At 44.4% G+C, this 25,262-nt stretch carries 25 protein-coding genes and 1 pseudogene; 18 read left to right on the forward strand and 8 right to left on the reverse strand.

Features of this window, described 5'->3' with window-relative positions:
- Positions 1 to 248: 248 nt before the first annotated feature.
- From gdhA to MHB54_RS20855, 5 genes and pseudogenes are all read left to right on the forward strand, one after another.
- Entirely contained in the window at positions 249 to 1,625 is a 1,377-nt protein-coding gene (gene gdhA / locus MHB54_RS20835) for an NADP-specific glutamate dehydrogenase (RefSeq protein ID WP_264454701.1), read from the forward strand.
- 243 nt (positions 1,626 to 1,868) lie between these two features.
- Positions 1,869 to 2,261, forward strand: coding sequence for a MarR family winged helix-turn-helix transcriptional regulator (locus MHB54_RS20840; RefSeq protein ID WP_028542241.1), 393 nt, complete (start codon positions 1,869 to 1,871; stop codon positions 2,259 to 2,261).
- Between the two features lie 44 nt (positions 2,262 to 2,305).
- Positions 2,306 to 2,488 carry a 4-oxalocrotonate tautomerase DmpI gene (gene dmpI / locus MHB54_RS20845; RefSeq protein ID WP_023989746.1) on the forward strand — a complete coding sequence of 61 codons (183 nt, stop codon included), beginning with the start codon at positions 2,306 to 2,308 and terminating at the stop codon, positions 2,486 to 2,488.
- A 100-nt stretch (positions 2,489 to 2,588) separates the two neighbouring features.
- Positions 2,589 to 3,368, forward strand: a pseudogene (locus tag MHB54_RS20850) (transposase); the annotation flags it as partial.
- A gap of 334 nt (positions 3,369 to 3,702) precedes the next feature.
- A complete protein-coding gene (locus tag MHB54_RS20855; RefSeq protein ID WP_069081166.1) occupies positions 3,703 to 4,356 on the forward strand; it encodes a nitroreductase family protein in 654 nt (217 codons plus the stop codon).
- Between the two features lie 134 nt (positions 4,357 to 4,490).
- Here MHB54_RS20855 and MHB54_RS20860 read toward each other — a convergent pair whose 3' ends face one another.
- The 3 genes from MHB54_RS20860 to MHB54_RS20870 all read right to left on the reverse strand — a co-directional run bounded on the left by MHB54_RS20860 (position 4,491) and on the right by MHB54_RS20870 (position 8,541).
- The gene (locus MHB54_RS20860) at positions 4,491 to 5,645 is read right to left on the reverse strand and encodes a VanZ family protein (protein WP_264454702.1); all 1,155 of its coding nucleotides are present in this window, start codon (positions 5,643 to 5,645) and stop codon (positions 4,491 to 4,493) included.
- A 7-nt stretch (positions 5,646 to 5,652) separates the two neighbouring features.
- Positions 5,653 to 6,996: an amino acid permease gene (locus MHB54_RS20865; protein WP_028542243.1), complete on the reverse strand. Its 1,344-nt coding sequence runs from the start codon at positions 6,994 to 6,996 to the stop codon at positions 5,653 to 5,655.
- Between the two features lie 279 nt (positions 6,997 to 7,275).
- Positions 7,276 to 8,541: a VWA domain-containing protein gene (locus MHB54_RS20870; RefSeq protein ID WP_069081164.1), complete on the reverse strand. Its 1,266-nt coding sequence runs from the start codon at positions 8,539 to 8,541 to the stop codon at positions 7,276 to 7,278.
- 180 nt (positions 8,542 to 8,721) lie between these two features.
- Between MHB54_RS20870 and MHB54_RS20875 the strand changes: the two genes are divergently transcribed.
- Positions 8,722 to 10,716: an AraC family transcriptional regulator gene (locus tag MHB54_RS20875; RefSeq protein ID WP_264454703.1), complete on the forward strand. Its 1,995-nt coding sequence runs from the start codon at positions 8,722 to 8,724 to the stop codon at positions 10,714 to 10,716.
- Positions 10,717 to 10,831: 115 nt separating this feature from the next.
- On the opposite strand, the gene MHB54_RS20880 is transcribed toward MHB54_RS20875, so the two are convergent.
- A complete protein-coding gene (locus MHB54_RS20880) occupies positions 10,832 to 11,884 on the reverse strand; it encodes a 2,3-butanediol dehydrogenase (protein WP_023989740.1) in 1,053 nt (350 codons plus the stop codon).
- A 340-nt stretch (positions 11,885 to 12,224) separates the two neighbouring features.
- Between MHB54_RS20880 and MHB54_RS20885 the strand changes: the two genes are divergently transcribed.
- Both MHB54_RS20885 and MHB54_RS20890 read left to right on the forward strand, forming a co-directional pair.
- Positions 12,225 to 13,262: a LacI family DNA-binding transcriptional regulator gene (locus MHB54_RS20885; protein WP_013311372.1), complete on the forward strand. Its 1,038-nt coding sequence runs from the start codon at positions 12,225 to 12,227 to the stop codon at positions 13,260 to 13,262.
- A 107-nt stretch (positions 13,263 to 13,369) separates the two neighbouring features.
- Entirely contained in the window at positions 13,370 to 14,020 is a 651-nt protein-coding gene (locus MHB54_RS20890) for a hypothetical protein (protein ID WP_075154587.1), read from the forward strand.
- A gap of 160 nt (positions 14,021 to 14,180) precedes the next feature.
- Here the strand turns inward: MHB54_RS20890 and MHB54_RS20895 are convergent, their stop codons facing one another.
- Positions 14,181 to 15,110: an AraC family transcriptional regulator gene (locus MHB54_RS20895; RefSeq protein WP_028542248.1), complete on the reverse strand. Its 930-nt coding sequence runs from the start codon at positions 15,108 to 15,110 to the stop codon at positions 14,181 to 14,183.
- Positions 15,111 to 15,309: 199 nt separating this feature from the next.
- Between MHB54_RS20895 and MHB54_RS20900 the strand changes: the two genes are divergently transcribed.
- The 4 genes from MHB54_RS20900 to MHB54_RS20915 all read left to right on the forward strand — a co-directional run bounded on the left by MHB54_RS20900 (position 15,310) and on the right by MHB54_RS20915 (position 18,107).
- Positions 15,310 to 15,588: an Atu4866 domain-containing protein gene (locus MHB54_RS20900; protein ID WP_013311369.1), complete on the forward strand. Its 279-nt coding sequence runs from the start codon at positions 15,310 to 15,312 to the stop codon at positions 15,586 to 15,588.
- A 39-nt stretch (positions 15,589 to 15,627) separates the two neighbouring features.
- Entirely contained in the window at positions 15,628 to 16,365 is a 738-nt protein-coding gene (locus tag MHB54_RS20905; RefSeq protein ID WP_028542250.1) for an SDR family oxidoreductase, read from the forward strand.
- A 220-nt stretch (positions 16,366 to 16,585) separates the two neighbouring features.
- Complete coding sequence (locus MHB54_RS20910; RefSeq protein ID WP_013311367.1) at positions 16,586 to 16,864, forward strand: ArsR/SmtB family transcription factor; 279 nt, start codon at positions 16,586 to 16,588, stop codon at positions 16,862 to 16,864.
- A 70-nt stretch (positions 16,865 to 16,934) separates the two neighbouring features.
- Positions 16,935 to 18,107 (forward strand): MFS transporter, encoded by a 1,173-nt coding sequence (locus MHB54_RS20915; RefSeq protein ID WP_340981907.1) that lies wholly within the window; start codon positions 16,935 to 16,937, stop codon positions 18,105 to 18,107.
- A gap of 100 nt (positions 18,108 to 18,207) precedes the next feature.
- Here the strand turns inward: MHB54_RS20915 and MHB54_RS20920 are convergent, their stop codons facing one another.
- Positions 18,208 to 18,354, reverse strand: a complete 147-nt coding sequence (locus MHB54_RS20920; protein WP_254347592.1) for a hypothetical protein — start codon at positions 18,352 to 18,354, stop codon at positions 18,208 to 18,210.
- Positions 18,355 to 18,382: 28 nt separating this feature from the next.
- On the reverse strand, positions 18,383 to 18,649 hold the full coding sequence (locus MHB54_RS20925; RefSeq protein ID WP_023989732.1) for a hypothetical protein: 267 nt from the start codon (positions 18,647 to 18,649) through the stop codon (positions 18,383 to 18,385).
- Between the two features lie 437 nt (positions 18,650 to 19,086).
- On the opposite strand from MHB54_RS20925, the gene MHB54_RS20930 reads away from it, so the two are divergent.
- A complete protein-coding gene (locus MHB54_RS20930; protein WP_023989731.1) occupies positions 19,087 to 19,458 on the forward strand; it encodes a hypothetical protein in 372 nt (123 codons plus the stop codon).
- A gap of 229 nt (positions 19,459 to 19,687) precedes the next feature.
- Here the strand turns inward: MHB54_RS20930 and MHB54_RS20935 are convergent, their stop codons facing one another.
- Complete coding sequence (locus MHB54_RS20935; RefSeq protein WP_339200642.1) at positions 19,688 to 20,716, reverse strand: chitosanase; 1,029 nt, start codon at positions 20,714 to 20,716, stop codon at positions 19,688 to 19,690.
- Positions 20,717 to 20,989: 273 nt separating this feature from the next.
- On the opposite strand from MHB54_RS20935, the gene MHB54_RS20940 reads away from it, so the two are divergent.
- The 5 genes from MHB54_RS20940 to MHB54_RS20960 all read left to right on the forward strand — a co-directional run bounded on the left by MHB54_RS20940 (position 20,990) and on the right by MHB54_RS20960 (position 25,239).
- Positions 20,990 to 21,778, forward strand: coding sequence for an isocitrate lyase/PEP mutase family protein (locus tag MHB54_RS20940; RefSeq protein ID WP_339200640.1), 789 nt, complete (start codon positions 20,990 to 20,992; stop codon positions 21,776 to 21,778).
- Between the two features lie 37 nt (positions 21,779 to 21,815).
- Entirely contained in the window at positions 21,816 to 22,376 is a 561-nt protein-coding gene (locus tag MHB54_RS20945; protein ID WP_023989728.1) for a bifunctional transcriptional activator/DNA repair enzyme AdaA, read from the forward strand.
- 25 nt (positions 22,377 to 22,401) lie between these two features.
- On the forward strand, positions 22,402 to 22,887 hold the full coding sequence (locus MHB54_RS20950) for a methylated-DNA--[protein]-cysteine S-methyltransferase (protein WP_023989727.1): 486 nt from the start codon (positions 22,402 to 22,404) through the stop codon (positions 22,885 to 22,887).
- A gap of 13 nt (positions 22,888 to 22,900) precedes the next feature.
- Positions 22,901 to 23,188, forward strand: a complete 288-nt coding sequence (locus MHB54_RS20955; RefSeq protein WP_023989726.1) for an antitoxin Xre/MbcA/ParS toxin-binding domain-containing protein — start codon at positions 22,901 to 22,903, stop codon at positions 23,186 to 23,188.
- 167 nt (positions 23,189 to 23,355) lie between these two features.
- A complete protein-coding gene (locus MHB54_RS20960) occupies positions 23,356 to 25,239 on the forward strand; it encodes a stalk domain-containing protein (RefSeq protein WP_339200637.1) in 1,884 nt (627 codons plus the stop codon).
- Positions 25,240 to 25,262 lie beyond the last annotated feature (23 nt).

A 25,262-nucleotide genomic window follows, 5' to 3' on the forward strand; every position in this document is an offset into this window, starting at 1 on the left:
AAATCGTGAAAAAAGCCCATGAATCAAGGGATTTAGCTTTAGGAAACTAACAGACAATGAGAGGTTCATAGAGTTATTTAATGAAGGATACAAAAATTTTTTATAGGCGAATTAGATGTATTATTATAAAAAATCATGTATAGTTAACTAAATTTTATGAATACATAAAGTTCCACTCTCGAAGGTGCAGAATAACGTCGTTCCGTCATTTAACAGAGGGGCTAATTATAAAAGGGGTGTATTAAATAATGACCATGATCCGTCCAGAGCAGAGTCAACAAGCAGCAGCCGAATATGTGCAGTCCGTTTTTGAGAAGGTTATCGCGCGCAATCCTCATGAGAATGAATTCCATCAGGCCGTCAAGGAAATATTGGATTCGCTAATTCCGGTATTGGCTAAGCACCCTAAGTATATGCAGCAGGGGCTTCTGGAACGGCTAGTGGAGCCGGAGCGAGTCATTACCTTCCGTGTACCTTGGGTGGATGATGCGGGGGTTGTACAGGTCAACCGTGGCTTCCGTGTGCAGTTTAACAGTGCGATAGGGCCTTATAAAGGTGGACTTCGCTTCCATCCGTCTGTATATCTGGGAATCGTCAAATTTTTGGGTTTTGAGCAGATTTTCAAAAATGCATTGACGGGTCTTCCCATCGGTGGTGGTAAAGGCGGCTCGGATTTTGATCCCAAAGGGAAATCAGATAACGAAGTGATGCGTTTTACACAAAGCTTCATGACTGAGTTGTATAAATATATTGGTCCAGATGCCGACGTTCCGGCTGGGGATATTGGAGTAGGTGGCCGCGAGATCGGTTACATGTTCGGACAATACAAGCGGATTCGCGGAGGACATGAAGGTGGCGTCCTGACGGGTAAAGGGATTCATTACGGAGGCAGTCTCACACGTACGGAAGCGACTGGCTATGGCTGTGTTTATTTTGTAAACGAGATGCTGCAGGCGCAGGGATCGTCCTTTGAAGGAAAACGCGTCGTCGTGTCGGGCTCGGGGAACGTATCCATTTATGCGATTGAAAAAGCACAGCAGCTTGGCGCTACAGTCGTGGCATGTAGTGACTCGAATGGCTACATCTATGATCCAGACGGTATCGATCTGAAGCTGGTGAAGCAGCTGAAAGAAGTGAGCCGTCTGCGGATTAGCGAGTATACTCAAGAGCGTCCAGGCGCAATCTATACAGAAGGCTGTTCGGGGATCTGGTCGATCCCATGCGACATCGCACTGCCATGTGCCACACAGAATGAAATTGACGAGCAAGCAGCCCAGCTGCTGGTAAGCAATGGGGTAAAAGCTATAGGCGAAGGTGCCAATATGCCATCCTCGTTACAGGCCATTGAAGTATTTTTGGGCAATGGAGTTCTGTTTGGGCCAGCCAAAGCTGCCAATGCAGGCGGAGTAGCGGTCTCGGCGCTTGAGATGTCGCAGAACAGCATGCGTCTGTCATGGACCTTTGAGGAAGTGGATGCCAAGCTGCATGATATTATGAAAAATATCTATGCTAACAGCGTGAAGGCGGCTGAGGAATACGGCGTGCCGGGCAATCTGGTTGTCGGAGCCAATATCGCAGGATTTGTGCGTGTGGCCGACGCAATGCTGTCCCACGGGATTATTTAGCACAACGGAACATAATAAAGTTAAATTGAAGCTGAGCGGCTCTTGTGCGAGTCGCTCAGCTTTTATTTGCAAAGAGCACTTTATTTTTCTCAGGGACTTGATTTATTTTTAAAGAGGATGTATATTACTTGATAGATCAATAATTGATGGATCAAAGGTCGGATCACGAAGCCCAGCGATATGCTTAAGGGAGGAGAGATTGATATCACCCAGACACCATCCGAGCCTGAGTATATTTTTGACATGCTGTTGTTGCTGAACAAGCAGATTAGCTCCAAGTTTGAGCGTTGCGCAGGAGTCAGCGCATCCAGATTGCAGCTATTGTGCAAGTTGTATCAAGTGGAGGAGATTAGTCAAACTCTGCTGCAAAAAGAGGTTGGCATTGACGCTGCAGCCGTAACGCGCCATTTGAAGCAGCTTGAAGCGATAGCGATGGTCACACGACGAACCAAGCCGGAGGACAACAGAGTTACGCTGGTTAGCCTGACCGATTATGGGCGTGAACGTATTGTTACTTTTAAACAGGAACGCTCACAGTTTGTGACCCGGTTGCTCCAAAGTTTCGACGAGACTCAGCGGCACCAGCTAGCCGATATGCTGCAAGTTATGAATGGTCATATGTCCGATATGGACTGACCCCAATTACATTATACCCATAGGGGAAACAAGGAGGAATTTACATGCCAGTAATTACTATTGAAGCAGGCAAATTAAATAAAGAACAAAAAAGATCGTTGGTCACTGAACTTACCACATCAGCTTCAACCATAATGAATGTACCCGAGTCGGCTTTTATTGTTTTGATTAAGGAAAGCGAAAAAGAAAACATTGGTTTGGGAGGAAAATTATTATCTGATCGCTAATGTCAGAAGATGAAGTGGGTTCATTCATTTTTAAGGTAAGGAGCCATTTCTGTAATGAATTAATTTGAGATTTGAACAAAAAAAGCGCCTCCTGTATGCACGGGTACAGAACTGGCAGGATCGCTTTTTTCCAGAGTACACGCAGGTATTTAAAGACTGGGAAGGGAAAGCTTCGCGCATTACCTTGCAGGAGTTTCCAACGCCAGGTGAGATCGTAGAATTAGGTGCAGAAGCCATCGTCCAGCGCTGGAAGAAAGACGTGAAGCGAGCCGTAGGGACGAAACGAGCCCGGCAACTGGTGGAAACGGCGAGAAGTTCCATCGGTCTGACCGAAGGACTTCCAGCAGCAAAAATAGAGATTAAAACACTTCTGGAACAGTACGACATGTTCGCCAGACAGCTCGAAGAGATTCTAGCCGAGGTGGAACGTCTACTCCCTCAAATCCCAGGAACGAAAGAGATGCTTACTGTGCCAGGCGTGGCTGTGGTCACCTTGGCGGGGTTCCTGGCGGAAGTGGGGGATCTAAGGGGTTACGAGCATGGACAGCAGATTATACGGCTGGCCGGACTGAATCTCAAAGAGAACAGCTCGGGGAAGAAAAAAGGAAAATCCAGTATAACCAAACGAGGACGCGCAAGGCTAAGAGCGCTACTGTTTCGGGCCGTGGTGCTCATGGTGGCGAAGAATGCGGAGTTTAAGGCACTGCACCAATACTTTACCAAACGAAGCCAGAATCCACTGAAGAAAAAGCAATCGATTGTAGCGTTGTGCGGGAAGCTGATTCGCATTCTTCACACGCTCGGCACCAAGCAAGTTCGGTACGATGCAAACGACGTTTTAGGGCCAGTACGTGAGGCCCAGTTACAGAAGACAGCTTAAGAAAAACCGGATTCATGTTTCTCATCGGATAGGAATAAGCAGAGACAAAGGAAGCACGGAGCAGCCGCAGGAATCATTTCCATAAGGGCAAAGACCCCGCGTGATATGGGAGGGTAAGCCGTCAAGAGTCAGGAGTGGATATCCAAGGTGCGATTATAGAAGTCGATCCATAGATTGGGAAAAATGTCTCAACCTCTATTCCTGCCACCGGCTCATCCGAAAAATAATGACATCCTTACATGACTTCTCCAGTGCTCGATATGTCAATGGCTGAAAACCGAAGAACGAGTGAGAAAACATGAGAAAATATTAATTTATAGTGGGAGAGATTTGAATGAGTAATACGAACACATCCAATATTGTCAAAACGAATGATTTTAAAGAAATCGCCCTAGGACGCCGTTCTGTAAAAGTATACGATCCGTCCGTGAAGATCAGCCGTGAGGAAATGACTGAGATTTTGACAGAAGCTACACGCGCACCATCTTCCATTAACCTGCAACCTTGGCGTTTCCTCGTCATTGACAGCCCTGAAGGTAAAGCTACACTGGCACCATTGGCCCGTTTCAACCAACGTCAAGTAGAAACATCTTCGGCAGTGATCGCTGTATTTGGGGATTTGAATAACTTTGATAATTTCGAACAAATTTTCGGAGAAGCTGTAGAACTGGGCTATATGCCAAAAGACATTAAAGAAATGCAACAGGAAAAAGTGGCAGCTCATTTTGCAGCGCTTGATCCAGTTGTGAACAAAGAAACAGTCCTGATTGACGGTGGTTTGGTATCCATGCAGCTTATGCTGGTAGCGCGCGCTCATGGTTATGATACTAACGCTATTGGCGGTTTTGAAAAGGATCAAATTGCTGAAGCCTTTGGTCTGGAAAAAGATCGTTATGTCCCTGTTATGCTCATTTCCATGGGTAAAGGTATCAACGATGGTCATCCGTCCACACGATTGCCTATTGATCAAATTGCACAGTGGAAATAAGGGAAACGAACTAATATCTATGCGCAAAATAAAAAACAGGCGGACAAAGGAAATCCTTTGCTTCGCCTGTTTTTTTATTTGCTTAGATGCAACGTAGATCGCGGGTGCTTATCACGTTGTCAGTCTTTCAGTTATCATTTCACGGTATTCGCTCCCGACGTTTCTGCCGAGTCAGCGGTGTCATTTTGAGGATGATGATAGTGCTTGGGCCATATAATTTGGTGTGAAGTATGGCTAAGCTCCTCATAAAATAACGGGTCTTTCTTAAATAGGCGTATGACCAGATGGAAAAAGAACCATCCGTTGATCACTAACAGCAAAAGGCTAATCAGAACACTTAGCCAAGGGGACACTTGAGACCATAGGACAGGCCCACCCAGTACGTAATTAAGTCCAAAATACACCCAGTACAAGAGACTGTAACGCTTTATGAGCTCCCATAGGGAAATCCGTTGTCCTGTCCCTGTGAGATGAATACGCACCAGCCATTTCCCTGGAGTTCGTCCATTCGTTAGGTAAGGAACCACCATAAAGTATACCCCACTGGAAACCCAGAAAGCAGCAGGCACATGCAGAGACTCCATGATTCCGAGTAGCCCGGTCCATATGATAGAATCCACGAAAATGGCTACGCCCCGTCGGGTATAGGACACTCGCTTCGTTGCCATGTCCACATGCTTGTCCAGATGTTCCAAGCGGGGCAGGAAGCGTGAAAACCATTCGCCTAATAGAAAGCCTAGCATACCGCCTAATGTATTAGCCATCAAATCGTCTACATCGAACACACGATACGCATGGTCAAAAAATCCATACAGTCCTGTCAGCTGCGTCACCTCAAAGAAGAGGGAGAGGATAAAGGACAGAATCAGACACCATCCCCATCGTGCACGGAAATAATAACGTAAGAACATCCCGAAAGGCATGGTCATCACTACGTTAAAAACGACTTGCAGAAAAGCTCGCTCCTTCAGCAAATGAACATAGCTGGAGGGATGGGCGGGTGAGATGGATGTTTCTCTTATAATGTCATGAACGAACTGCAAGGGCATCAACTGCAACGCTCCCCCGGCTAATGCAGCATTATGACGCGATGCCGGAAGTGGGAGTATGACCAGAAAGAAGGCGTTCATTAAGTATAACAGCATCAAGTAAAGCAGCCATGCTCTAGCCTTGTGAATATAGCCATGCCTGCGATATTGCACGATTAGGAAAGGCAGTGTGAACAATAAGGCAGCAAAAGGAAACGCAAGAAAGGCATATGAAACAGGAAACAGGTAAGATTGAATCATGTGCTGCTTACGCCTGCTTTCTCCGGAATTTCACCAAAGACCAGATGACCAGAAATGCCATGAAAGCCACGCATACGCTAATGCTAATGCGATTTTGCGGGTCAAGCAAGAATAGAAACGCAATGACCCATAGGCATCCCACTGTAACCGCCGTTACATAAGGGAATCCCCATATCTTGAAAGTAGGCTCCACTGGATAAGATTTGCGCAATTTCAATTGGGACAGACAAATGCAGCTCCAGACGAGCAACACGACGAAGCCAGGTACAGCCATTAAAATACGGAACAGCCCGTCCTGAGCGACATAAGCAACCATGGAACCGACAATCAGGACTACAGCGCACAATTTGAGACTATTTACCGGAACCCCGTTTGAAGATAAGCGGGCGAGTGATTTGGGACCTTCTCCATTGATAGCCAGCGAATGCAGCATACGTGTAGCCCCGTAAATTCCCGAATTGGCGGCAGACAGTACAGCAGTGATCAGAATAAAGTTCATAACATGAGCCGAGCCTTGAAGCCCTACAGAAGACAATACCTGTACAAACGGGCTGGTATTCGCATCCAGTTGGTTCCATGGAATCAAGCCACAAATGATGAGAATGGGCAACGTATAGAACAAAACAACGCGAAGAATAAAGCTTTTAACCACTCTAGGCAGTACCTTTTCCGGATTTTCTGTCTCCGTCAACGTCAGTCCAATCAGCTCGGACCCTCCGTATGAAAAGGTAACGACCAGCAGCGCTGAAAAGATAGCTAACCAGCCATTAGGTAGAAATCCGCCGTGCTGCGCGTAGTTGCTTAGATAAGGTGGAGTTTCAGTGGGAATAATCCCGAACAGTATACAGCCACCCAAGGCGATGAAGATAATAATCATGGCAATCTTAATACCCGCAAGCCAAAATTCCAGCTCCCCAAAACCGCCGACACTCAGCATGTTGACGACAATAATGAAAGCCGCACTCACTAAACTGAGTACCCATAGAGGAACATCTGGCAACCAATATTGCAGGAAGCTCCCCGCAGCAATGACCTCAATGATACAGACGGCCAGCCACATAAAGCAATACAACCAGCCGATAATAAAGGACAGACGTTCTCCAAAAGCTTTGCGAATAAAATCCTTCATATTCATGTTGGGGTAGACGGTAGCCATCTCGGCAATTGCGCCCATAACGACTAAGAGCAAGAGTCCTGCGAAGACATAGGATAAAATAACTCCAGGTCCCGCCAAGCTAATCGTTTCGGTACTTCCTTTAAAAATTCCCGTTCCGATAACTCCACCCATAGCCATAAAGGTAATGTGCCGTGGGAGCAGCTTTTTGTGCAAAGTTGCTTCATTTGATTTCAATATGAAATCCTCCTTCATATAGTGTATAGCTTCAGCATGGCCCAAACAGGGTTACTTCAATTAGACTTATACTACATGAAAATATCCAATTAGGAAATGAAATAAATAGGATCTGGTAGGGAGATTGAAATCGCTAGAGGACAAACTGAAGAAAACCGAGGAAAACAGAGGCAGCATGCTGGCGCTGATGATTGCTCTATCTGCGGTCATTCTGCCTTTATTGTTCTGCTCGGCGGATATTTAAGTGATCATGTAGGAGTATCGCATTGCGGTGAAGAATTAGCTCCGCAATATTCCTTTAGCCCGCACTTGCTTGAGCCAACCAGGAAACTCATTCAGCAGACGGTCGTACAATTCTGCGTCTGTCACGGAGTCAATGTCATCCAAGGCAAAGAAATCTGCATTATCCACTACGCGGCCGCGCATCTTATCCAACTTTCGAAGGATTCCGTAATCGGCTTTACCAAGACCTACAAATTGCCAGAAAATCGGAGTGCTTGAGCTTTTAATCAGCAGCTGTTCTATTTTTTTCTGTTCATAAATACCTCCATCACTGAAAAAGATAATGTAGGTCGGGATTATATCGTTGGGATCTTCCTTTGTGTATTTAAGTATGATATCCTTCATGACTTCCGGCTCGTTATTGCCCCACCCCAGCTCACTATCTTCACTAGGCTCAGCATAATTCCTATGAATGTAATTCTCGAAATTCCTCTCTGTGACGCTTGGAGCACGCTTGGCTTTGTCTGCAAAAAACCATACATCCATTTCACCATTGTCATCCATACAGGCGGCTACAGCCAACACACGTTCGCAGGCTTTTTGCACCGTCCCACCCGTGTACAATTTGAACATAGAAACAGAAGCATCGAATACAACCGCTACTCGTGCTTTTTCACGGTCTATCTGCTTCTTTTGGAGTGAAATTTGTACCTTCTGTTTAAGCAGATTAATTCTTCCATTCACAGGAGAAGGCTCCTTCACGCCGGCTTTATCCGCTGACGGTGCTGCTGGTGATTCCGTTTCCTCTACGGTGACACCATGAGCCTCGGCGAGCGGCTTTAGTCCTCCATTGAAACCACGCCCAACTGCGCGAAGCTTGAAGCCAGACGTATGACGATACACCTCTGCCAGCACAAGTGATGTCTCACTGGTGGCTTCGGTGATACTGTAGGTGATATGGGATTGCTTGCCTTGAGCAGTAAGTGAGCAGCCGACCACATCGGCAAAAGTACCCGGGCCGTCCAGTGTGGCCGCAAACACACATTTTTCCACTCCGGTTCGTTCCAGTTCCTGGAGCGCTACAGTAAACTCAGTGGTTCTGTCATTTGGACGCTGTAACCGTACATGGCCGTGCGGGTCAGCGGGTTGATTGTAAAAAATGAAATAGTCATCTGAGGAAACCTTTCCGTCTGCTCCTACCATAAAACAGCTAACATCCAGTTCGGCAGGTGCATGCTTCCATGTAATGGTGACCCGCACCGTATCTTCCTTACCGAATGGTGCATTAGCTCCTGTACTCAATGCAATGTTGGGACCGCTCATGCTGTCAAACCCCCTATGTATTTTAAATCTTGTATTTATACAAATTGTACCATGGAAATGGTATATTCACCTTGTTTCGTGCAGGAATATTTGTCTCATGGTAGACGCAGTAAAAGATGATATATAATAAGGTTGGTTTGGAAAAAAAGTATGATATTTATGAAGCGGAGGCTTTGATACGTGAAGCAGGATCGGCAAAAGCAGGCAGGTTCCCATACCGGGATGAGCAAGGGACATGAAGCTGATGAGTTAAACAAACTGCTGTCCCTATGGCTTCATTCGTCGATCCGTGTCATGGATGTCCGGCATATTCGACTGGAGCCAGAAGAGTTGCTTCAACCGTATCGTCTTCCTGCGCAGGCTTTTGTATTTGTATTGCAGGGTAGCGTGCGTTTGGATGGTGATTGGAAGGATACGCCACATTCAGGGTACGTACTGCATGGCAGCAAAGGCTTTGAACTGAATATGAAACCCTCGCAATACGGGATAGAATATATCCTTGTACTATATAAAGCGACTTCTCTATCCGGACACACGATGTATAATCATCCTTCGATAGCTCATGGTTTTGTACCGCCTTATCCGGTTATACTGTACCAAAAGCTGCAACTACTGGAGTACGCATGGCAGGATCATGAGGCGCTATCCAAGATTCAGGCTCAGGGTCGGTTCTATGATTTTGCATATGAATGTATGCGGCAATTGCAAGAACCGAAGGCTCGAACTTCTGCGCGGGATATCGTGACACAGGCGATTCGATTTATGCAGGATCATTACGCGGAGTCCATAACGCTCGAACGTTTGGCCGGATTGTTGGAATGCAGTCCGAGACATCTGACTCGGTTATTTAAAAAACAAACGGATTGTAGCCCGATTATGTACTTAATTCAACTGCGAATGGACAAGGCTAAGGAGCTTTTGCGGAAGACGGATGCGACTTTACAGGATATCGCTGTCAGTGTGGGGTACCCGGATGTTTATTTCTTTAGCCGGGCATTCAAAAAATATACGGGGGTATCCCCGGTTCATTACCGGGACAGCCTATATTCATCTGCTTTTGTGAGAGATACCAGTCTGGATAATCCATTAAGCATGTCCGAATGTTCCATTGATTCGGCAAGTGGCGCCCTGCATACTGTTATTGAGGATAATAATCATTATCAAAATCATGATGAAGGGATTTTACGAATGAATAGAAACGCAAAGCATTCCATGGCATTTATTTTATTGCTTAGTTTTACCCTGCTGCTCAGCGCGTGCTCAGGCACATCCAGTCCTGCGGCAACCGATGGCGCTTCCCAAGGGAACAATAATACATCAGCGGAACCAACATCACAGGAAAGGGTGCTGAAGGATGCACTTGGGCATGAGGTGAAGGTTCCGGCTCAGCCTCAGCGTGTGATCGCTTCTTATCTGGAGGATCATCTAGTGGCCCTAGGTGTTAAACCCGTAGCCCAATGGTCGGTAGGCAAAAATTCAGTTCAAGGTTACCTGCAAAAAGAACTGAAGGACGTTCCTACCATTGCTTCAGATCTTCCGTTTGAGGCGGTTCTGAACTTCAAGCCTGATTTGATCATTATGGACAGTGCGAGCATGGTGGAAGGCGACAAATATAATCAATACTCTAAAATTGCTCCAACCTACGTGGTAGGCACTAATATGAACAATGATTGGCGTCAAGAGCTGCTGACCGTGGGTGAGGTGCTGAATAAGAGCAATGAAGCGAAGCAGGCATTGAGCAACTACGACAAAAAAGCAGCAGAGGCTAAGGCCAAGCTGAGCCAGACGGTGGGACAAAAAACTGCGGCGGCATTATGGGTAACGGATAAAAACGTGTATGTCGTAAACCAGAATCTATCCAGCGGTGATGTATTGTATAAGGATTTGGGATTCAAGATTCCACAAGTCGTACAGGAGATTTCCAAAACGGCTAAGGCGAACTGGAGTAATTTATCGCTGGAGAAGCTGGCCGAGCTGGATGCGGATTATATCTTTATCGTGAATAGCAAAAATGTAAGTAAAGAAGATATTGTAAAAGATCCTGTATGGGCGGGAATCCCAGCCGTTAAAGAAGGCCACGTATACGATTTTGGTAAGGATTCCAGCTGGTTATATACAGGTACAATTGCAAACAGTCAAATGATTGACGATGTTCTGAAAAATGTAACTAAGTAATCCGAATGGTAAACAAAAAACGCTACTCATCTTGACGACAGCATGTCGCAGGAAGGAGAGCGTTTTTTTATAAAAAGATGTCTGCATAAAGCAGACATCTGGTTTATTTTCGATATTAGGCTTGCGGAGATACCAGGATTTTAACCTGATTTTTCTCTTTCAGGAGACCTTCAAAACCTTGCTCAATCACTTCTTCGAGCTTAATACGTTTGGTAACCAGCTTGTCGGCAGGGAAATAACCTTTTTCCATCAGGCTGATAACAGCTGGGAATACATCACGGTAGCCGATAATACCAGTCAGATTGCGTTCCTTCATAACGATATTGTTAGGCTTGATCGGAGCTTCTTTTTCAAAAATGCTGACGATCATGATTTGTCCGCTAATTTTAGTGGATTCAATAGCTTGAGTCAGTACAGGAGGTACTCCAGTGACTTCATAGGCTACATCTACACCGCCGTTAGTCCGTTTGTGCAGTTCTTCCACCACATCATAAGTCTTAGGATCAAGCACAATAGCACCCAGCTCTTCAGCTTTAGCTTTGCGTTCCTCGGAAAGCTCTACTGCATAAATCTCAGATGCACCCGAAGCTTTCAATGCTTCAATAACCAGCAATCCGATAGGACCAGCGCCAAATACTACGGCTTTGTCGCCGACTTTCAGTTGGCTTTGACGAACAGCATACAAAGCAACGGCCGAAGGCTCTACCAATGCGCCTTGCTCGAAAGATACGCTTTCTGGAATTTTGTGAACCATGTGCTCGTCAGCTGCGACATATTCAGAAAATCCACCGCCGCCGCCTGCCAGACCGAGGAAGCCCATTTTATCGCAAAGATTATATTTTCCTTGTTTACATGCATCACATTCTCCACATGCAAAAACCGGTTCTACAACTACACGGTCGCCAACCTGAATCTTGGTTACACCTTCACCGATTTCGACGACTTGTCCAGAGAATTCATGTCCCATTACGATCGGCGCTTTTTCGCCAGTCAATGGATGCTGAGCATCTTGGGGAATGAAGATCGGTCCTGCTACATATTCGTGAAGATCACTTCCGCAAATGCCACACCATTCTACTTTGATTTTTACTTTTCCTGCCAGAGCAGCGGGCTGCTCAATATTTTCCAATCGTAAGTCTTTTACTCCATGCCATCTCAATGCTTGCATGTCTGTCATCTCCTTGACGAATATATGATCATTGCCTCTATAAAAGTGAATGAATTAGGAAACGTTTCCGAAAAATAATATGTCACAATTTTTACACATTGTCAAACCAATTTAATGCAAAAAGCACTTGATTTTTTTGTGAATATAATCACTTGTGACTACAGTGCTATATTTGGCTCATTACTTTTATACAAAGAGATTTTGTGAATTTTTCAGGTGAAGCAAAGACAAGAAGAAAACGACTTCAATTTTTAGACACTCATTCTGTGGTATAATATCAACATTAAGACTTTATTTTAGAAAGTCAGAAAACGATTCCGTTCTTGAAAGGATTTTGGGCGTGACAGATCAAAAGAAAGTAACCATAGAGGATGTAGCCAAGCGGGCAGGAGTCGGTATAGCGACTGTCTCCAGAGCTATTAATGATAGTGAGGGCATCAGCCCGAGAACGAAAGCCTTAATTTTGCAAGTGATTGAAGAGATGGGGTTTACGCCCAACACCTCGGCTCAGAGCTTGAAAGTTCGTCAGACACGACAAATCGCGCTAGCCGTGCCGGACATTCGTAACGCGATTATTCCAGAGATCGCTTGGTCCGTAGAGCAGGCCGCCAAGCAGCATGGATACCGTGTCGTGCAAATCAATACTGCTGGGAATGCCAGAATGGAGCTTGAAACAGTTCGTGAGGTCAAGAAGCTGCATGTCGACGGGCTCATCATTATGCCGCTGGCGTATCCCAAAATGTTGGTAGATCTGATTAACAAAGCCAGCGTTCCCGTGTCCATTATTAACTATGGCAAGAAGCTGGGCGAAGATGTCAAAGCGGATATCGTCAGTCTGGCCCGGCAAGAGGGAAGACTCGTGATGGAGCATTTGCTTAAAATCGGCAGAACAAGAATTGCCTATGCAGGTGCTGCGAAGGACAAAATCGAGGAAAGATACTTCGCTTATGAGCAGTCTCTCCAGCATGTGGACCCTTCACTCGTTTATTTTGGCGATGATTTCTCCTTTGAGACAGGGCTGCGCGCAGCCGATTATTTTTACAGCCTGAAACATATGCCGGATGCTATTTATGCGGTTAATGATATGGTGGCGATAGGGATCGTCAATCGATTTAAGGATTTGGGTGTAAAGGTGCCAGATGAGGTTGCTGTAGTCGGTATTGATAACAATTTGTGGGCTATGGTAACGACCCCTCAGATCAGCTCAGTTTCCATCATGGGGGAAGAGGTGGCACGGTTGGCTGCGGAGCTGCTGCTCAAGCGGATTCAGGAACAGACACCTGGGGATTATGAGCGTGTGCAATTCGAGCCTCGTCTGATCGTGAGGGAATCGAGCGTCTCTGTGATCCGTAAGCCCACGGTAGGACGTGACGCGTAGAAGTCTAGATGGAATCTTCCTATCGTTATAACGATAGATGAACGAGGTTATGAGTGGATTTTGGGCATTATAACGACCACTGTTTGTTCAGACAGGAGAGTGGATTCATGTTAAAAGGTAATGGGTTCGTTTCTGTAGCTTGTGCTGCACTATTGCTGGCTGTAACCATAGGGTGTACTCCTCATCCAGTGGGACAGGATGCTGAAACTGCGGCGCCGTCCGGTGCAAACAATGGGGAGTCCAAGCAAACTGCAGCCAATACGCAGCACACCCAGCAAAGTAAAGAGGAGCTTGTACTGTCCTTTTATAAGGATTCATCCCTCAGTGATGAAGCAAAAGTACGTCATATGACGGACCATTTAGCAGGAATCCAATGGGGAAAGATAAACGAAATCAAAGAACATCAAAGCCTGGAAATTATCGAATATCTGTATAGGCAGCGTGCTTTTATTCCATCGGAAAGCTTTGCAAATCTGATTCAGGCTTCTGACGGATTGGATGGAGCTTTAAGCGAAAGCTATGCTGGTCTTATGGGAGATTTGTTTACAAGAGATAGAACTGCGATGACTCGAGCATTGGCAAATATGGACAAAACCAACCGCACACAAGGTATAGGAAGCATCGGGTATGCTCTCAGCTATAGAGAACCCAAGGAAGTCAAGAAAGAGATTCAACAATGGCAGGCAGGACAAAAGCTTACTACGGCAGAGAAGGATGTCATCCGAGCCTTGTTCGTCAAGCTGGATAATCCGTATTGATGCTCAAATAGTGATGACCACATGCATAGAGGAATATATTGAACAGCCGCGTCTCTACCGGAGGAGCGGCTGTTTTGTGCTGTTTTTTACATCCTGGCATTTATGATTGGGATTAACGTTAGTAGAACCATTGGTTTCAGATGTTCATCTAACAATGGGTTCAAGTGGTCTGGTGATCCTGATCTGAGCGCAAGCGTTTAATATCACTAATTGGAGGCAGGCCGAACAAGCGGGCGTATTCGCGGCTGAATTGTGAGGGACTCTCGTAACCTACCTGAAAACCGACATCTGCCGCATCCGCTGATTCAGATAACAACAAGCGGCGGGACTCTTGTAGACGTAATTGTTTTTGATATTGCATTGGGCTCATAGCCGTAACCTCTTTAAAATGACGATGTAGTGACGAAGGACTCATATTCGCTAGTTTGGACAATTCCTCAATACGTAACGGCTTATCATAATCCTGCTTAATCCGCTTTATGACTTCTGCGATCCGGTTGGAATGGCTGCCGGTCATGACCAGTTGTTTTAAGGATTCCCCCTGATTCCCCTGTAAAATCCTATACAGTATCTCACGAATGACTAATGGAGCCAGCACCGGAACATCTTGCGGGTTTTCCAAAAGATGCACTAGCCTTACCACGGCATCCAGCAGTAGAGAGTTAGTTTGGCTTACATACAAGCCTCGTCTGGAATCAGGCATTGGGCTTGTGGGAAAAGCAGATTCCTTGATCAGGTCCAAAACCTGATGCGGATCAAAATTGAGCCGGAGGCACAAATAAGGAGCTTCTGCTGACGCTTGAATGACCTGCCCGGAAATCGGCAAATCCACCGACACAACAAGGTAATCGGATGTGCCGTAATGGTAACTTTCCTCTGCGAGCATCACGACTTTTCTGCCTTGTGCCACAATACATAAAGCAGGTTCATGGACTTGATGTATCGGTACGGTTGTATTTGAACTTCGGACGAAATGAAGCGAAGGTATGGCTGTAGTGAGAACTCCGTCCTGATTTGAAAATCGTTCTATAAGCCTTGCCAACTCGGCTTGTTTTTCCAGGGTAGAACCTTCTATTTTGGTTGCCCCCATCATGACACATCCCTTCTTTGCAACGTAGCCCGTTTTCATTTTCAGTAGTTTATTACATATTAAGGGGCTTTGGAGGATTAGGCAATAATTTGCTCTGATTCTTCTACCGGGCTGATGGACATTCCTCTCATAATAAGATGCAGATACAACACCTAATGAGCAATTGAGAAAAAAATAGAAGTACAAAGGAGTGGGAGTCATGGAGAGTAACAAAGCGGAAAAAAGTGTACACGCTTCGCAGCATCCCTATATAGGGATGTGGGTAACTGAAGACGGAAATATCCGTCACGAACTCTTGCCTAATGGCCGTTATGATGAAGCACGGGGTCAGAGACAAAGTGCCTATACAGGCAGCTATATCTTAGAAGATGACTATATCGAATATGTGGACGACACCGGATTTACGGCAGATGGTGTATTCAAAAATGGTGTTTTGTATCATGCAGGGATGGTTTTTTACAGGGAAGTAAAAAAGTAATCTGTTTCAGTGATATTTTTAACTAGAGGAGGAATAAGAATGTTGGATATTAAAGGGAAAGTCGTAGCTATTACGGGGGCAAGCAGTGGGATCGGTGAAGCTACTGCCCGTTTACTTGCTCACCATGGGGCTCATGTAATATTAGGGGCCAGACGCACAGAGCGACTAGAGGCTCTGACATCTGAGATTCGTTCTAAAGGTGGATCGGCTGATTATCAGCAACTGGATGTGACTAAGAGGGACCAGATGGAAGCGTTCATTAAGTACGCGGAAAAAACATTTGGGCGTGTGGATGTCATTTTGAACAATGCGGGAGTGATGCCTCTTTCAAAATTAGAAGCCCTGAAGGTAGAGGAATGGGATCGCATGATTGATGTAAATATACGGGGCGTTCTGCATGGGATTGCGGCAGGGCTTCCGATTATGAAAAAGCAAGGATTTGGTCAGTTTATCAATATCGCCTCTATTGGCGCGTATAGTGTAACCCCAACTGCAGCGGTGTATTGCGCAACGAAGTATGCGGTTCGGGCGATCTCTGAAGGATTGCGTTTGGAGGTGGGGGGAGATATTCGTGTGACGCTGGTATCGCCAGGAGTAACCGAATCTGAGCTTGCTGACAGTATTTCAGATGAAGAGGCCCGGCAAGGAATGAAAGAGTACCGTCGTATTTCGATTTCGCCTGATGCCATTGCCCGTTCCATTCTGTATGCCATGGAGCAGCCAGCAGATGTAGATGTTAATGAAATTATTGTCAGACCCACGGCAAGCCCGAATTAACGCCATGGCATCCATGACTCTCTCTCTACTCAGATCATTTTTCCCTCCATCCTTTATGGATGGGGGGTTATTTATCGGATGAGAAAGAACATCATTTACACCACAGAGTGTAAAATAGCTGTACCTTTATAATAAACGTATTTACTTTTACAAATGTTTGTGATAATTTTATTTCGACAAACATCGAAATTAAGACTGGAACAGAAGGGAGCCGAACAGGGTGAAAGATACAACAGAGATGCAGCAGGCTGTAAAAATATATAAAGCACTTGGAGAACCGACTCGTCTCAAGATAGCACTTCTGCTAAAAGAGGAAAGCGACCAATGCTGCTCTGTGCTGGGCGAGAAGCTGAACAGTGTAGCTATTTCAACGCTATCGCACCATCTGAAGCAAATGGCAGAGTCGGGGTTGCTCACATACCGTAAAGAGGGGACGTTTATTTATTACAGCTTGGATGTGGAAGCAGCGCAGAAATATGCCCCGTTCTTAATAACATAAATTTTTTTAGTCTTAATTTCGATATTTGTAAAAATATAAAAATATAAAAAGAAAGAGGCGTTACTAGAAAATGCAGAGTACATGGAAAGTGTATATTTTGGCAATTGTTAGTTTTTTGGTAGGCACATCCGAATACATTATCTCAGGCGTTTTGGATCAGATTGCAACAACCATGGGGATTACGGTGTCCGCAGCGGGCCAGCTGATTACAGTCTTTTCCCTTGCTTACGCGATTGGCACGCCGATCCTGATGGCAGTAACCGCTAAATGGGACAGACGCAAGCTGCTCTTGAGTTCCCTCGGATTATTTGCAGTAGCCAATGTCCTCTCCTTTGTTCTGCCGGGTTTTGGAATGTTTATCGCCGCACGTATTCTTATGGCCCTCGGGGCGGGGATGGTCGTGGTTACAGCACTGAGCATTGCTGCGAAAATTGCCCCAGCCGGCAAGCAGGCCAGTTCTATTGCTACGGTTACTATGGGTTTTACAGCCTCGCTGATTATTGGGGTGCCGCTTGGGAGAATGATATCTTCTGCATATGGCTGGAAAACCGTATTTCTCGGCATCGCGTTGACAGGGATTATTGCCCTAATTGTTATATCTATGACAATTCCCCGCTTAAAAGGAGATCGACCTGTCCCCTTACTACAACAGTTTGCTCTTCTGAAAAAGCCTGAAGTTGCTTTGGGATTAGGCATTACCTTCTTTTGGCTAGGTGGTTATTCACTCGCGTATACTTACATCTCACCGTATTTGCTGAATGTATCAGGTGTAGGAGAGGATATGCTAAGCTCAGTATTGCTCGCCTTCGGAATTGCCAGTCTAATCGGGTCAAAAATTGGTGGGTACAGTGCGGATAAAAAGGGTATACCCTTTACATTATTAGGGGGTATGGTGTTGCACGGTATTTCCTTACTCTTGCTTCCTTTTGCCGCTCATTCCCTGATCGCAGTATTTGCTTTATTGATCCTTTGGTCGTTCGCAGCCTGGACAACTGGACCTACTCAACAATATAATCTGGTCACACTTGTGCCTGAATCTTCCGGTGTGATGCTGAGTCTCAATCAATCTACAATGCAGTTTGCTATGGCAGCCGGAGCCGGAATTGGCGGTGTAGTTGTTGGTCAGGTTTCGCTGTCTTCCATCACCTGGTTTGGAGCAGCAGGGGTTGGTATCGCTATTGTGGCTACGTATTTACTTACACGAAGATCCTCAGTTCAAACACAAGTGGGTGTTACGGAGTAAAGTGTATAGATAAGTGAAGAGGAGGCCCAGTGATGAAGGTGACATTGCGGCCTTCTTTGATTTGAATGAGCAATAACATGCTCTCTTGCAGTAGGAAGGCTTATTCAAACGCAATATCAGTGATTTTGCCGCCTTCCTCAAAGCCGATATTATTATAAACTTGATTGGAAACCGAATTTTTTAAATCTGCATATAGCATGGGTACTAAATGCTCATTTTCCAAAATGCAACATAGCTCGGATACCATTGCGCTGGCAAAACCTTTCTTTCGCAAATTAGGCGGGGTATAGGGTGGTTCCTTTTAAATAACGTAAGAGTTCTTCTATATAGGTCAATTTATAATCATCTGTGATTTGTTGTGAGATCCATAGCCAAGCCTTATGTCCGGGTGATTGAGCAAAGATCATATTTTTATCGGACGTTTTGAGGCATGTTGACTCTTCTGACTCACAAATTCGATGGATCAAATTGTATCGAACTTCATCAGCCAAAAATTGATTTTGATTTAATATATCGTCGTTTGAGACTAGTAGCTCAATCATGACTCTGCCTCCTAAAAATGAGCTATGACCTAAACAAAAAGTAGAAATCTATGAAGATTCAGTTGTTATATCTACTAGGATTTAAACTTCCGCGCTATAAGCTTCTTATTTTTTTGTCGCCAAATCCATCTTTCGATAAAGTTTTTTTCTTTTCTTTCCTGAAGTGTTTCCTTCATACCCTTAATAAGAAATTCGGATCTTCGCTTGTCGTTTCTGCTAATTTCACGTAGTTCCTCAATAAATTTATCGTCCATGTCCGCATCTCCGTTAGTTCAGGATTTTCCAAATTGCTAAGCTAGATTATACAGAACATATGTTCCTTTTTCAAGTCTGCATCTGCTCTATTCAATCACATAACTATTTTTAGATGGATGCTGCGAGGCCCGCGCCAATCGGATGGTGAAGCATAAGATAAAGTTGAAAGGAGGAATTACAACATGGACAACAAAGCATATGTATCTCAAACGTATCCACGTCTTACAGTCTACAACGAAGAAAATTTTCGGGGTTCCAGGAGAGTATTCAGAGGAAACCTAGGCATTCGTAATACCGATAACATTCTCAACGGCATCGAAAGTTTGCGTTTCTTTTCTACTAGCAGCAATGCTACACTTGTACTCTTTACTGGCACGCGGTTTAGAGGTAACTTCCGTGTGTTTAGAGGCAATCGCAACATCGCCGACCTGGATGATCTGATTCGCGGGAATGATGTGGAATCTATTATCTCTACCAATCAACGTTTGACGTTGCAGCAAATCCGTAATATCCGCAGTAGCGGTAGACTGCCATCTGGCTATCGAATCATCTAACGGCCTTATTTCGACTTCATAAACCATTTTACAAGACTGTTTCAGGAGCTTGCAACTTTCGGGCTTTTGGGACAGTCTCTCTATTTGTACACGCGACCTACATACTCGAATGATGAGAGGAACTGTATGGGAGAATGGGATGTTGTTAGCAGTCAACACCAACTCAATGTTCATAAAAAATAGATAAAGGAGGACATACGATATGCCCTCCTAATGACGTATATTATATTTACTTCAGTTCCCAATTCGTTGCTTTGATCACAGCTGCATCTGCGTTCTTAAGATCTGTTTCGCCAGAAGCTAAGAGAGAGCTCCATTGTTTCACACGATTCTTACCATTGGGAGGTTGGTTATAATCGTTGGTATCGACAACCAATGTACGCTTAGCATAGAAGCTAGTCATGAACTTCTTCTCATTCGTACTACTGCCTGAACGTGAGAGGATTCCTTCAAGACTACCTGAATCACCAGTAGCGCCTTGATTGAGTGCTGTGTCGACAAATGAACCAATCGTCAGAGCAGTATTAAATCCACGTTTCTGTGCTTGCTGTACACTATATTCGATATAGGTGTCATAGAACGTACGCCACATGGCTTCTCTCCAAGCTTCATTGTTTTGGAGAGCGTTGATCTTCTTCTTGATAACACTATCGCTATCGCTGAGCTTTAGAATCGAACCACTCATTTTCCCCTTCAGGCCAGCACGTGTTAATCCACCTGCAATGGAAGGGTTACTAGCTCCACTAGCAGCATCAAAAGCTTTGAATAAGTCCGGACCATCGGGTCCCGTATCATTTGAACCGCCTGTTGTTGCTCCAAAGATACCAATGGTGTATCCGCGATTATCGCCGATATCTTCAGCATATCCATAGAATTCAGTCCATTTCAAAGAATCTTGCTCTGGTTTGTTCACTAGCTTCATAATATTATCCCATTGCTCACCGTCGAGTCCTGTATTAGCCTTCAGAAACTGAAGTGTTGAAGGTGAGAAATTAGCATCATGATCAATAGCTGTAACCGCTTCTTGGCTAGTAGCTGCTTCGCTGGTAAGGGATAATGGCTCTATACTAGCTTCATTTGAGTTGTCGAAGCCCTCATTTAAATCGATCGTTTTCTGTACTGGAGTTCCATTCTCTTTAGCAAAAGCCTTGGCAGGTGGGCCCGACAAGCTAGAGAAAGAAGCAATTACAGTAAAGCTTAGCAAGATCATAAGAAACTTTGTTTTATTGGAAATGAGCTTATTGCTTATTTTATACATATAACTCCTCCTATAATAATGTAATTGTGAAAGGCTAAAAGCTAAAAGCGTAGATTTGCATCTAACTCGAATTGATTTAGCAAGAGTATAGATAAGAAGAATATGATTGAATAGAGCTTAAATAACCGTTTTTTTCAAAAATTATGATTTATATGTGAATAAATGGACCTAGTTGTTCCTAGATTCCTACAGACCATAAGTGCAAGAATGAGGACGAAACAAAGATAGCCTCTTGATAAAATGAGTTACATCACATATCAGGAGGCTATATTTATGAACAAAATTCATCAGTTTCATGCACTTCACACATCAGAGGAACTTTTATTTTTAGGGAACGCCTGGGATATGCTATCTGCGGTGGCTCTGGAGAAGGCAGGTTTTAAGGCGATAGGTACGACGAGCTGGGGAATTGCCAATACGCTTGGATTCTCAGATGGAGAGCTTATTGATTTTGACCAGCATGTAAGCATTATTCGGACGATTGCTGAGCATGTTCAGATTCCAGTGTCGGCAGATATTGAAGCAGGATATGGGGAGGATACGGCAACGATTGTTGAGCATATTTTAAGGATAGCCGATGTGGGAGTTGCAGGGATTAATATTGAGGATTCTTTGAAAACGAAAAAGGGACTTCGAGAAGTGGGCCTGCACAGTAACCTGTTGTCCAAAATAAGAACAGCATTGGATACGCGTGGGTTTAAAAAGTTTTTTATAAACGCAAGAACGGATACATATTTGCAGATGGATGCCCCACTTTCAGAGACCATAGAGCGGGCCAAAGCGTATGTGGATAGTGGTGCGAGCGGAATTTTTGTTCCAGGATTAAAGCGTGATGAAGAGATCAGGGAAGTTGTGTTTCATATACATGCTCCGCTTAATGTTTTATCCCTGCCGGGTCTGACGAATGTCCACCAGCTTCAGCAGTTAGGAGTTAAACGGTTTAGCTTTGGAAATGCATTTTCTGATAAGATAATAGTTGCTTTGCAAAAGAATGCAGAACAGTTGATAGAGCTTCAAGATACATCACATTTATATGAGGATTTTGCAAAATCCTTGAGCTAGATGAATATGAACTATAGAAAGGACAGAGCATTCGATCATGGCTAACCTTAGTCTTTCTTTTGAAGAAATGTGGGAGAAAATTATAGCGTGTGATCGTAAGTATGACGGGTTGTTTTTTACCGCAGTGAAAACAACCCGCATATACTGCCGACCTTCCTGTCGATCCAAAAAGCCGAAGAAAATAAATGTGGAGTTTTACTTTGATTTGGACAAAGTGGAAAAGGCGGGTTTTCGTGCTTGCAAAAGATGCCAGCCCCATACAGACCATTCGCCGTATATCAGACTTGTGCAGAATGTAGTAACCTTCTTGGTCAATCATTACAAGGAAAAACTTGTATTGCAGGATATTGCGGACCATATCGGAATAAGCTCCTTTTACTTGGATCGGATCTTTAAACAGGAAACCGCCGAAACCCCGCGTACGTATTTGGAAAAAATAAGAGTAGATAAGGCAGCCTATCTTCTTAAAAGTACAAATCTTACGAATCTTGAGATTTGCTATGAGACGGGCTTCCAAAGTCCCTCCCATTTCTATAAGGCGTTTCGCAGCTTGAACCATTGTTCTCCTAGTGAGTATAGAAAGTTGAGTAAGGAATAGGAAAGGAAGGAGGTCGTATCCTTTTATGAGTGAACTTTACGTATTGAAGTATGTATCGCCGATTGGAGAGATAGAGATACAGGGCACAAATGAGGCTGTCTATTCTATTATGTTCTCTAATCGGAATGAGCTCTTAACGAGGGCTATAGAAGAGGTTCCAATCCAAGTATTAGCGGAATGCGCTATCCAGCTTGACGAGTATTTTAAAGGTGAGCGCTTTGAGTTTACGTTTCCTTATGCCTTTGAAGGTACGGATTTTCAGCAAAAAGTATGGAATGCTCTGGTGTCCGTGGGGTACGGTAAAACGACAGCTTATAAAGATATTGCTCTTGCTATTGGAAATGAAAAAGCGATCCGAGCCGTAGGCAGTGCTAATGGAAAAAATAAGCTGAGCATTGTGATTCCATGTCACCGAATTATCGGTTCCAATCAGAAACTAACGGGCTATGCAGGAGGGCTATGGAGAAAAGAATGGTTGCTCCAGCATGAAAAGCGTTGTCTGAGGCCCTAAGGAGGGTTCGTAGATGAGAGACATATATTTGAAAGAGTTTAAGCCGGAGAACTGGGCCAACATGGTTCAGATCTATCAGGAGCGGTATGCACAGGTAGATCCGGCTATAAGAGCAAAAGTGGTCGAAAGTAAAATTCCCAAGGAGATTCAGATTGTGCTGCTGCCCGATATGGGGGAATATTTGCTGACTTGGATGGATCGAAAAGTCCCCGCACTCGGCAACGAAACACCGTCGGATTATTTGAAAAGCGAAGAAGGCACTAAAGCACTGAAGGCGGCCATATTACGTATGCCACGTTGAAGAAGCGGGCCAAGGAGATACATATGAACATTGAACAGATGAACAGAGCGCGAATGATGGAAAAAGTGAGTTCGCATATCCATAACTGTAATCAGATGGCATGAACTTCATCTAACCCTATGCTATGATTTACCGACAAGACTATAGATTCAAAAGGGGAAATAAGAATGAAGCTCAAAAGAATGATGTTCCTACTTTCGTTTTTAACGATACTCGTAGGGTTGTTCACTTTGTGTACAGAAAGTGTTCATGCTGCCAATTCGACAGTATTCAGAGATGGAGATAAGCTTAAGCTTACCCTTGGTGATGGTAATGGAGTAAACAGAGTGTTTAAATTCGATCTCCCGTTTACGATTAAGCCTGATACACCAATTCGTCTGTATAGCAACTATATTGAAATTCCTCCGGGTGACTTTACGATCGATTATGCCAACTCCACAATTTCAATTGCGGATTCACGACCAGCACCTGGGCCAGGATCAGAAAATCATATAGAGTTTCCTATAGCTACAACTATGGAAGGGACTGTGCAGTCAGTCGATGAATCTACAGTAACTCCACTTGCTGAGGAGCCGAAAGTAACGCAGCCTGAGGTGGAGACCAATATAAAAGAGATTCCCACTCCCAGTGAACCCGAGGTTGCTCAACCTGTGGATGAACCGAAAGTCATTGAACCTCAAGTAACCCAGCCTGTCGTGGAGCCTAAAGTGGACCAAGAGGTGGATGAGTCACCGGAAATCCCTTTGTCTATCCCGTCTGGAGAAGATTTTCCGGGTACATTTACAATCAACTCTTCAGGTACGTCATTTTCGGTTCGTTTGAAAATGAAAAATATTCAACCCACGTACACTTCATACGTTATGGTCAAAAATGCGGATGCTCAATTAATTAAACGGATTCAGTTCGATCCGGAAACAACATTTAGCTACCCATTGAGTAACCTGAATTTATCTACGGGTGGATACTACTTTTATATCAAAATGATCGATCAGTCGGGAAATTCGGCAGCATCTGTACCCCAATTTGTTCCCATAAATAATAACAAGGCTCAGCAGGTTGAGGTGTTTATAGACGGGAAACTGCAACAATATGAGCAGCCTGCGACCTCTATTAGCGGAAGTATGCTGGTGCCATTTCGTGCCGTTTTTGAGGCGCTTGGGGCGAAAGTGAAATGGGATGGAGCTACCAAGACCGTTACTGCAACCAAGGGAAATACAACGATTAAGTTAACTGTAGGCTCCAGAGATGCCTATATCAACGGTAAATTAGTGCGTCTCAATGCGGCGCCGAGACTCATTAATGGCAAAGTAATGGTTCCTATTCGCTTTGTAAGTGAGGCGCTGGGTGCGAAGGTAAAATGGAATATTGCAGCTCAGAGCGTTGTGATTTTTCTTGCTCCACCGCAGGTTTTGACAACCAGTGAAAGTGAACAATTAATGGAGGAAAATGAAGATGCTTCCGAATCACATTCCAATCCAACGATTCTGAAAAAGATATCCACCACCTTCTCCAAATCTACGGATATTGTGTTCGTCATAGATGTTACGAGTAGTATGACAGGGACGCTGGATTATGTGAGACAGAAGGTGAAAGGCTTTGTTGATTCCGTTCCAGCAGGTTCCCAATTTGCTGTCGTTGCATTTCGGGATATCAATCTGAAGGCAGATAAAGATTTAGAATTTTTGGAGTTTACGACCGATAAAAACAAGTTAAAAGGTAATTTGAATATGCTGCGCCCTTCCGCTGGCGGGGATTTGAAGGAATCGGGATTAGAGGCTATTCAGTTAGCTATAAGTAAATTTCCCAAGAATTCTAATTCCAAAACAATTATATTCATTACAGATGCACCAGTTCATGATAAAAATACAGCTCTGGGTAAAGCCCGTTTTTCAGTAGATGAAATCAACGAGCAATTACAGAAAAATGGTGTTATTTTTAATGCAATCGTGCCTGCAAATGGACTAGCCAACAAACAAATGAAAAAGCTTGTAGAAACCAACAAAGGGACTTTGTATGACATCAAGGATGCCAAGCTGAATTTAGCAAAGTAGGTTTGTCCAAACTCAAATAAGCC

This window comes from Paenibacillus sp. FSL M7-0802, from assembly GCF_038004945.1.
In the GTDB taxonomy this organism is placed as follows: domain Bacteria; phylum Bacillota; class Bacilli; order Paenibacillales; family Paenibacillaceae; genus Paenibacillus; species Paenibacillus polymyxa_B.

Excerpts from the sequence above, each read along its gene's own strand:
- gdhA (WP_264454701.1), top strand. The coding sequence starts at position 249 with ATGACCATGATCCGTCCAGAGCAGAGTCAACAAGCAGCAGCCGAATAT.
- MHB54_RS20940 (WP_339200640.1), top strand. The coding sequence starts at position 20,990 with ATGAACAAAATTCATCAGTTTCATGCACTTCACACATCAGAGGAACTT.
- MHB54_RS20945 (WP_023989728.1), top strand. The coding sequence starts at position 21,816 with ATGGCTAACCTTAGTCTTTCTTTTGAAGAAATGTGGGAGAAAATTATA.
- MHB54_RS20935 (WP_339200642.1), bottom strand. The coding sequence starts at position 20,716 with ATGTATAAAATAAGCAATAAGCTCATTTCCAATAAAACAAAGTTTCTT.
- MHB54_RS20860 (WP_264454702.1), bottom strand. The coding sequence starts at position 5,645 with ATGATTCAATCTTACCTGTTTCCTGTTTCATATGCCTTTCTTGCGTTT.
- MHB54_RS20920 (WP_254347592.1), bottom strand. The coding sequence starts at position 18,354 with ATGGTATCCGAGCTATGTTGCATTTTGGAAAATGAGCATTTAGTACCC.
- MHB54_RS20895 (WP_028542248.1), bottom strand. The coding sequence starts at position 15,110 with ATGGGGGCAACCAAAATAGAAGGTTCTACCCTGGAAAAACAAGCCGAG.
- MHB54_RS20890 (WP_075154587.1), top strand. The coding sequence starts at position 13,370 with ATGTTAAAAGGTAATGGGTTCGTTTCTGTAGCTTGTGCTGCACTATTG.
- MHB54_RS20925 (WP_023989732.1), bottom strand. The coding sequence starts at position 18,649 with ATGATTGAGCTACTAGTCTCAAACGACGATATATTAAATCAAAATCAA.
- MHB54_RS20900 (WP_013311369.1), top strand. The coding sequence starts at position 15,310 with ATGGAGAGTAACAAAGCGGAAAAAAGTGTACACGCTTCGCAGCATCCC.
- MHB54_RS20950 (WP_023989727.1), top strand. The coding sequence starts at position 22,402 with ATGAGTGAACTTTACGTATTGAAGTATGTATCGCCGATTGGAGAGATA.
- MHB54_RS20930 (WP_023989731.1), top strand. The coding sequence starts at position 19,087 with ATGGACAACAAAGCATATGTATCTCAAACGTATCCACGTCTTACAGTC.
- MHB54_RS20880 (WP_023989740.1), bottom strand. The coding sequence starts at position 11,884 with ATGCAAGCATTGAGATGGCATGGAGTAAAAGACTTACGATTGGAAAAT.
- MHB54_RS20905 (WP_028542250.1), top strand. The coding sequence starts at position 15,628 with ATGTTGGATATTAAAGGGAAAGTCGTAGCTATTACGGGGGCAAGCAGT.
- dmpI (WP_023989746.1), top strand. The coding sequence starts at position 2,306 with ATGCCAGTAATTACTATTGAAGCAGGCAAATTAAATAAAGAACAAAAA.
- MHB54_RS20915 (WP_340981907.1), top strand. The coding sequence starts at position 16,935 with ATGCAGAGTACATGGAAAGTGTATATTTTGGCAATTGTTAGTTTTTTG.
- MHB54_RS20960 (WP_339200637.1), top strand. The coding sequence starts at position 23,356 with ATGAAGCTCAAAAGAATGATGTTCCTACTTTCGTTTTTAACGATACTC.
- MHB54_RS20955 (WP_023989726.1), top strand. The coding sequence starts at position 22,901 with ATGAGAGACATATATTTGAAAGAGTTTAAGCCGGAGAACTGGGCCAAC.
- MHB54_RS20870 (WP_069081164.1), bottom strand. The coding sequence starts at position 8,541 with ATGAGCGGTCCCAACATTGCATTGAGTACAGGAGCTAATGCACCATTC.
- MHB54_RS20855 (WP_069081166.1), top strand. The coding sequence starts at position 3,703 with ATGAGTAATACGAACACATCCAATATTGTCAAAACGAATGATTTTAAA.
- MHB54_RS20840 (WP_028542241.1), top strand. The coding sequence starts at position 1,869 with ATGCTGTTGTTGCTGAACAAGCAGATTAGCTCCAAGTTTGAGCGTTGC.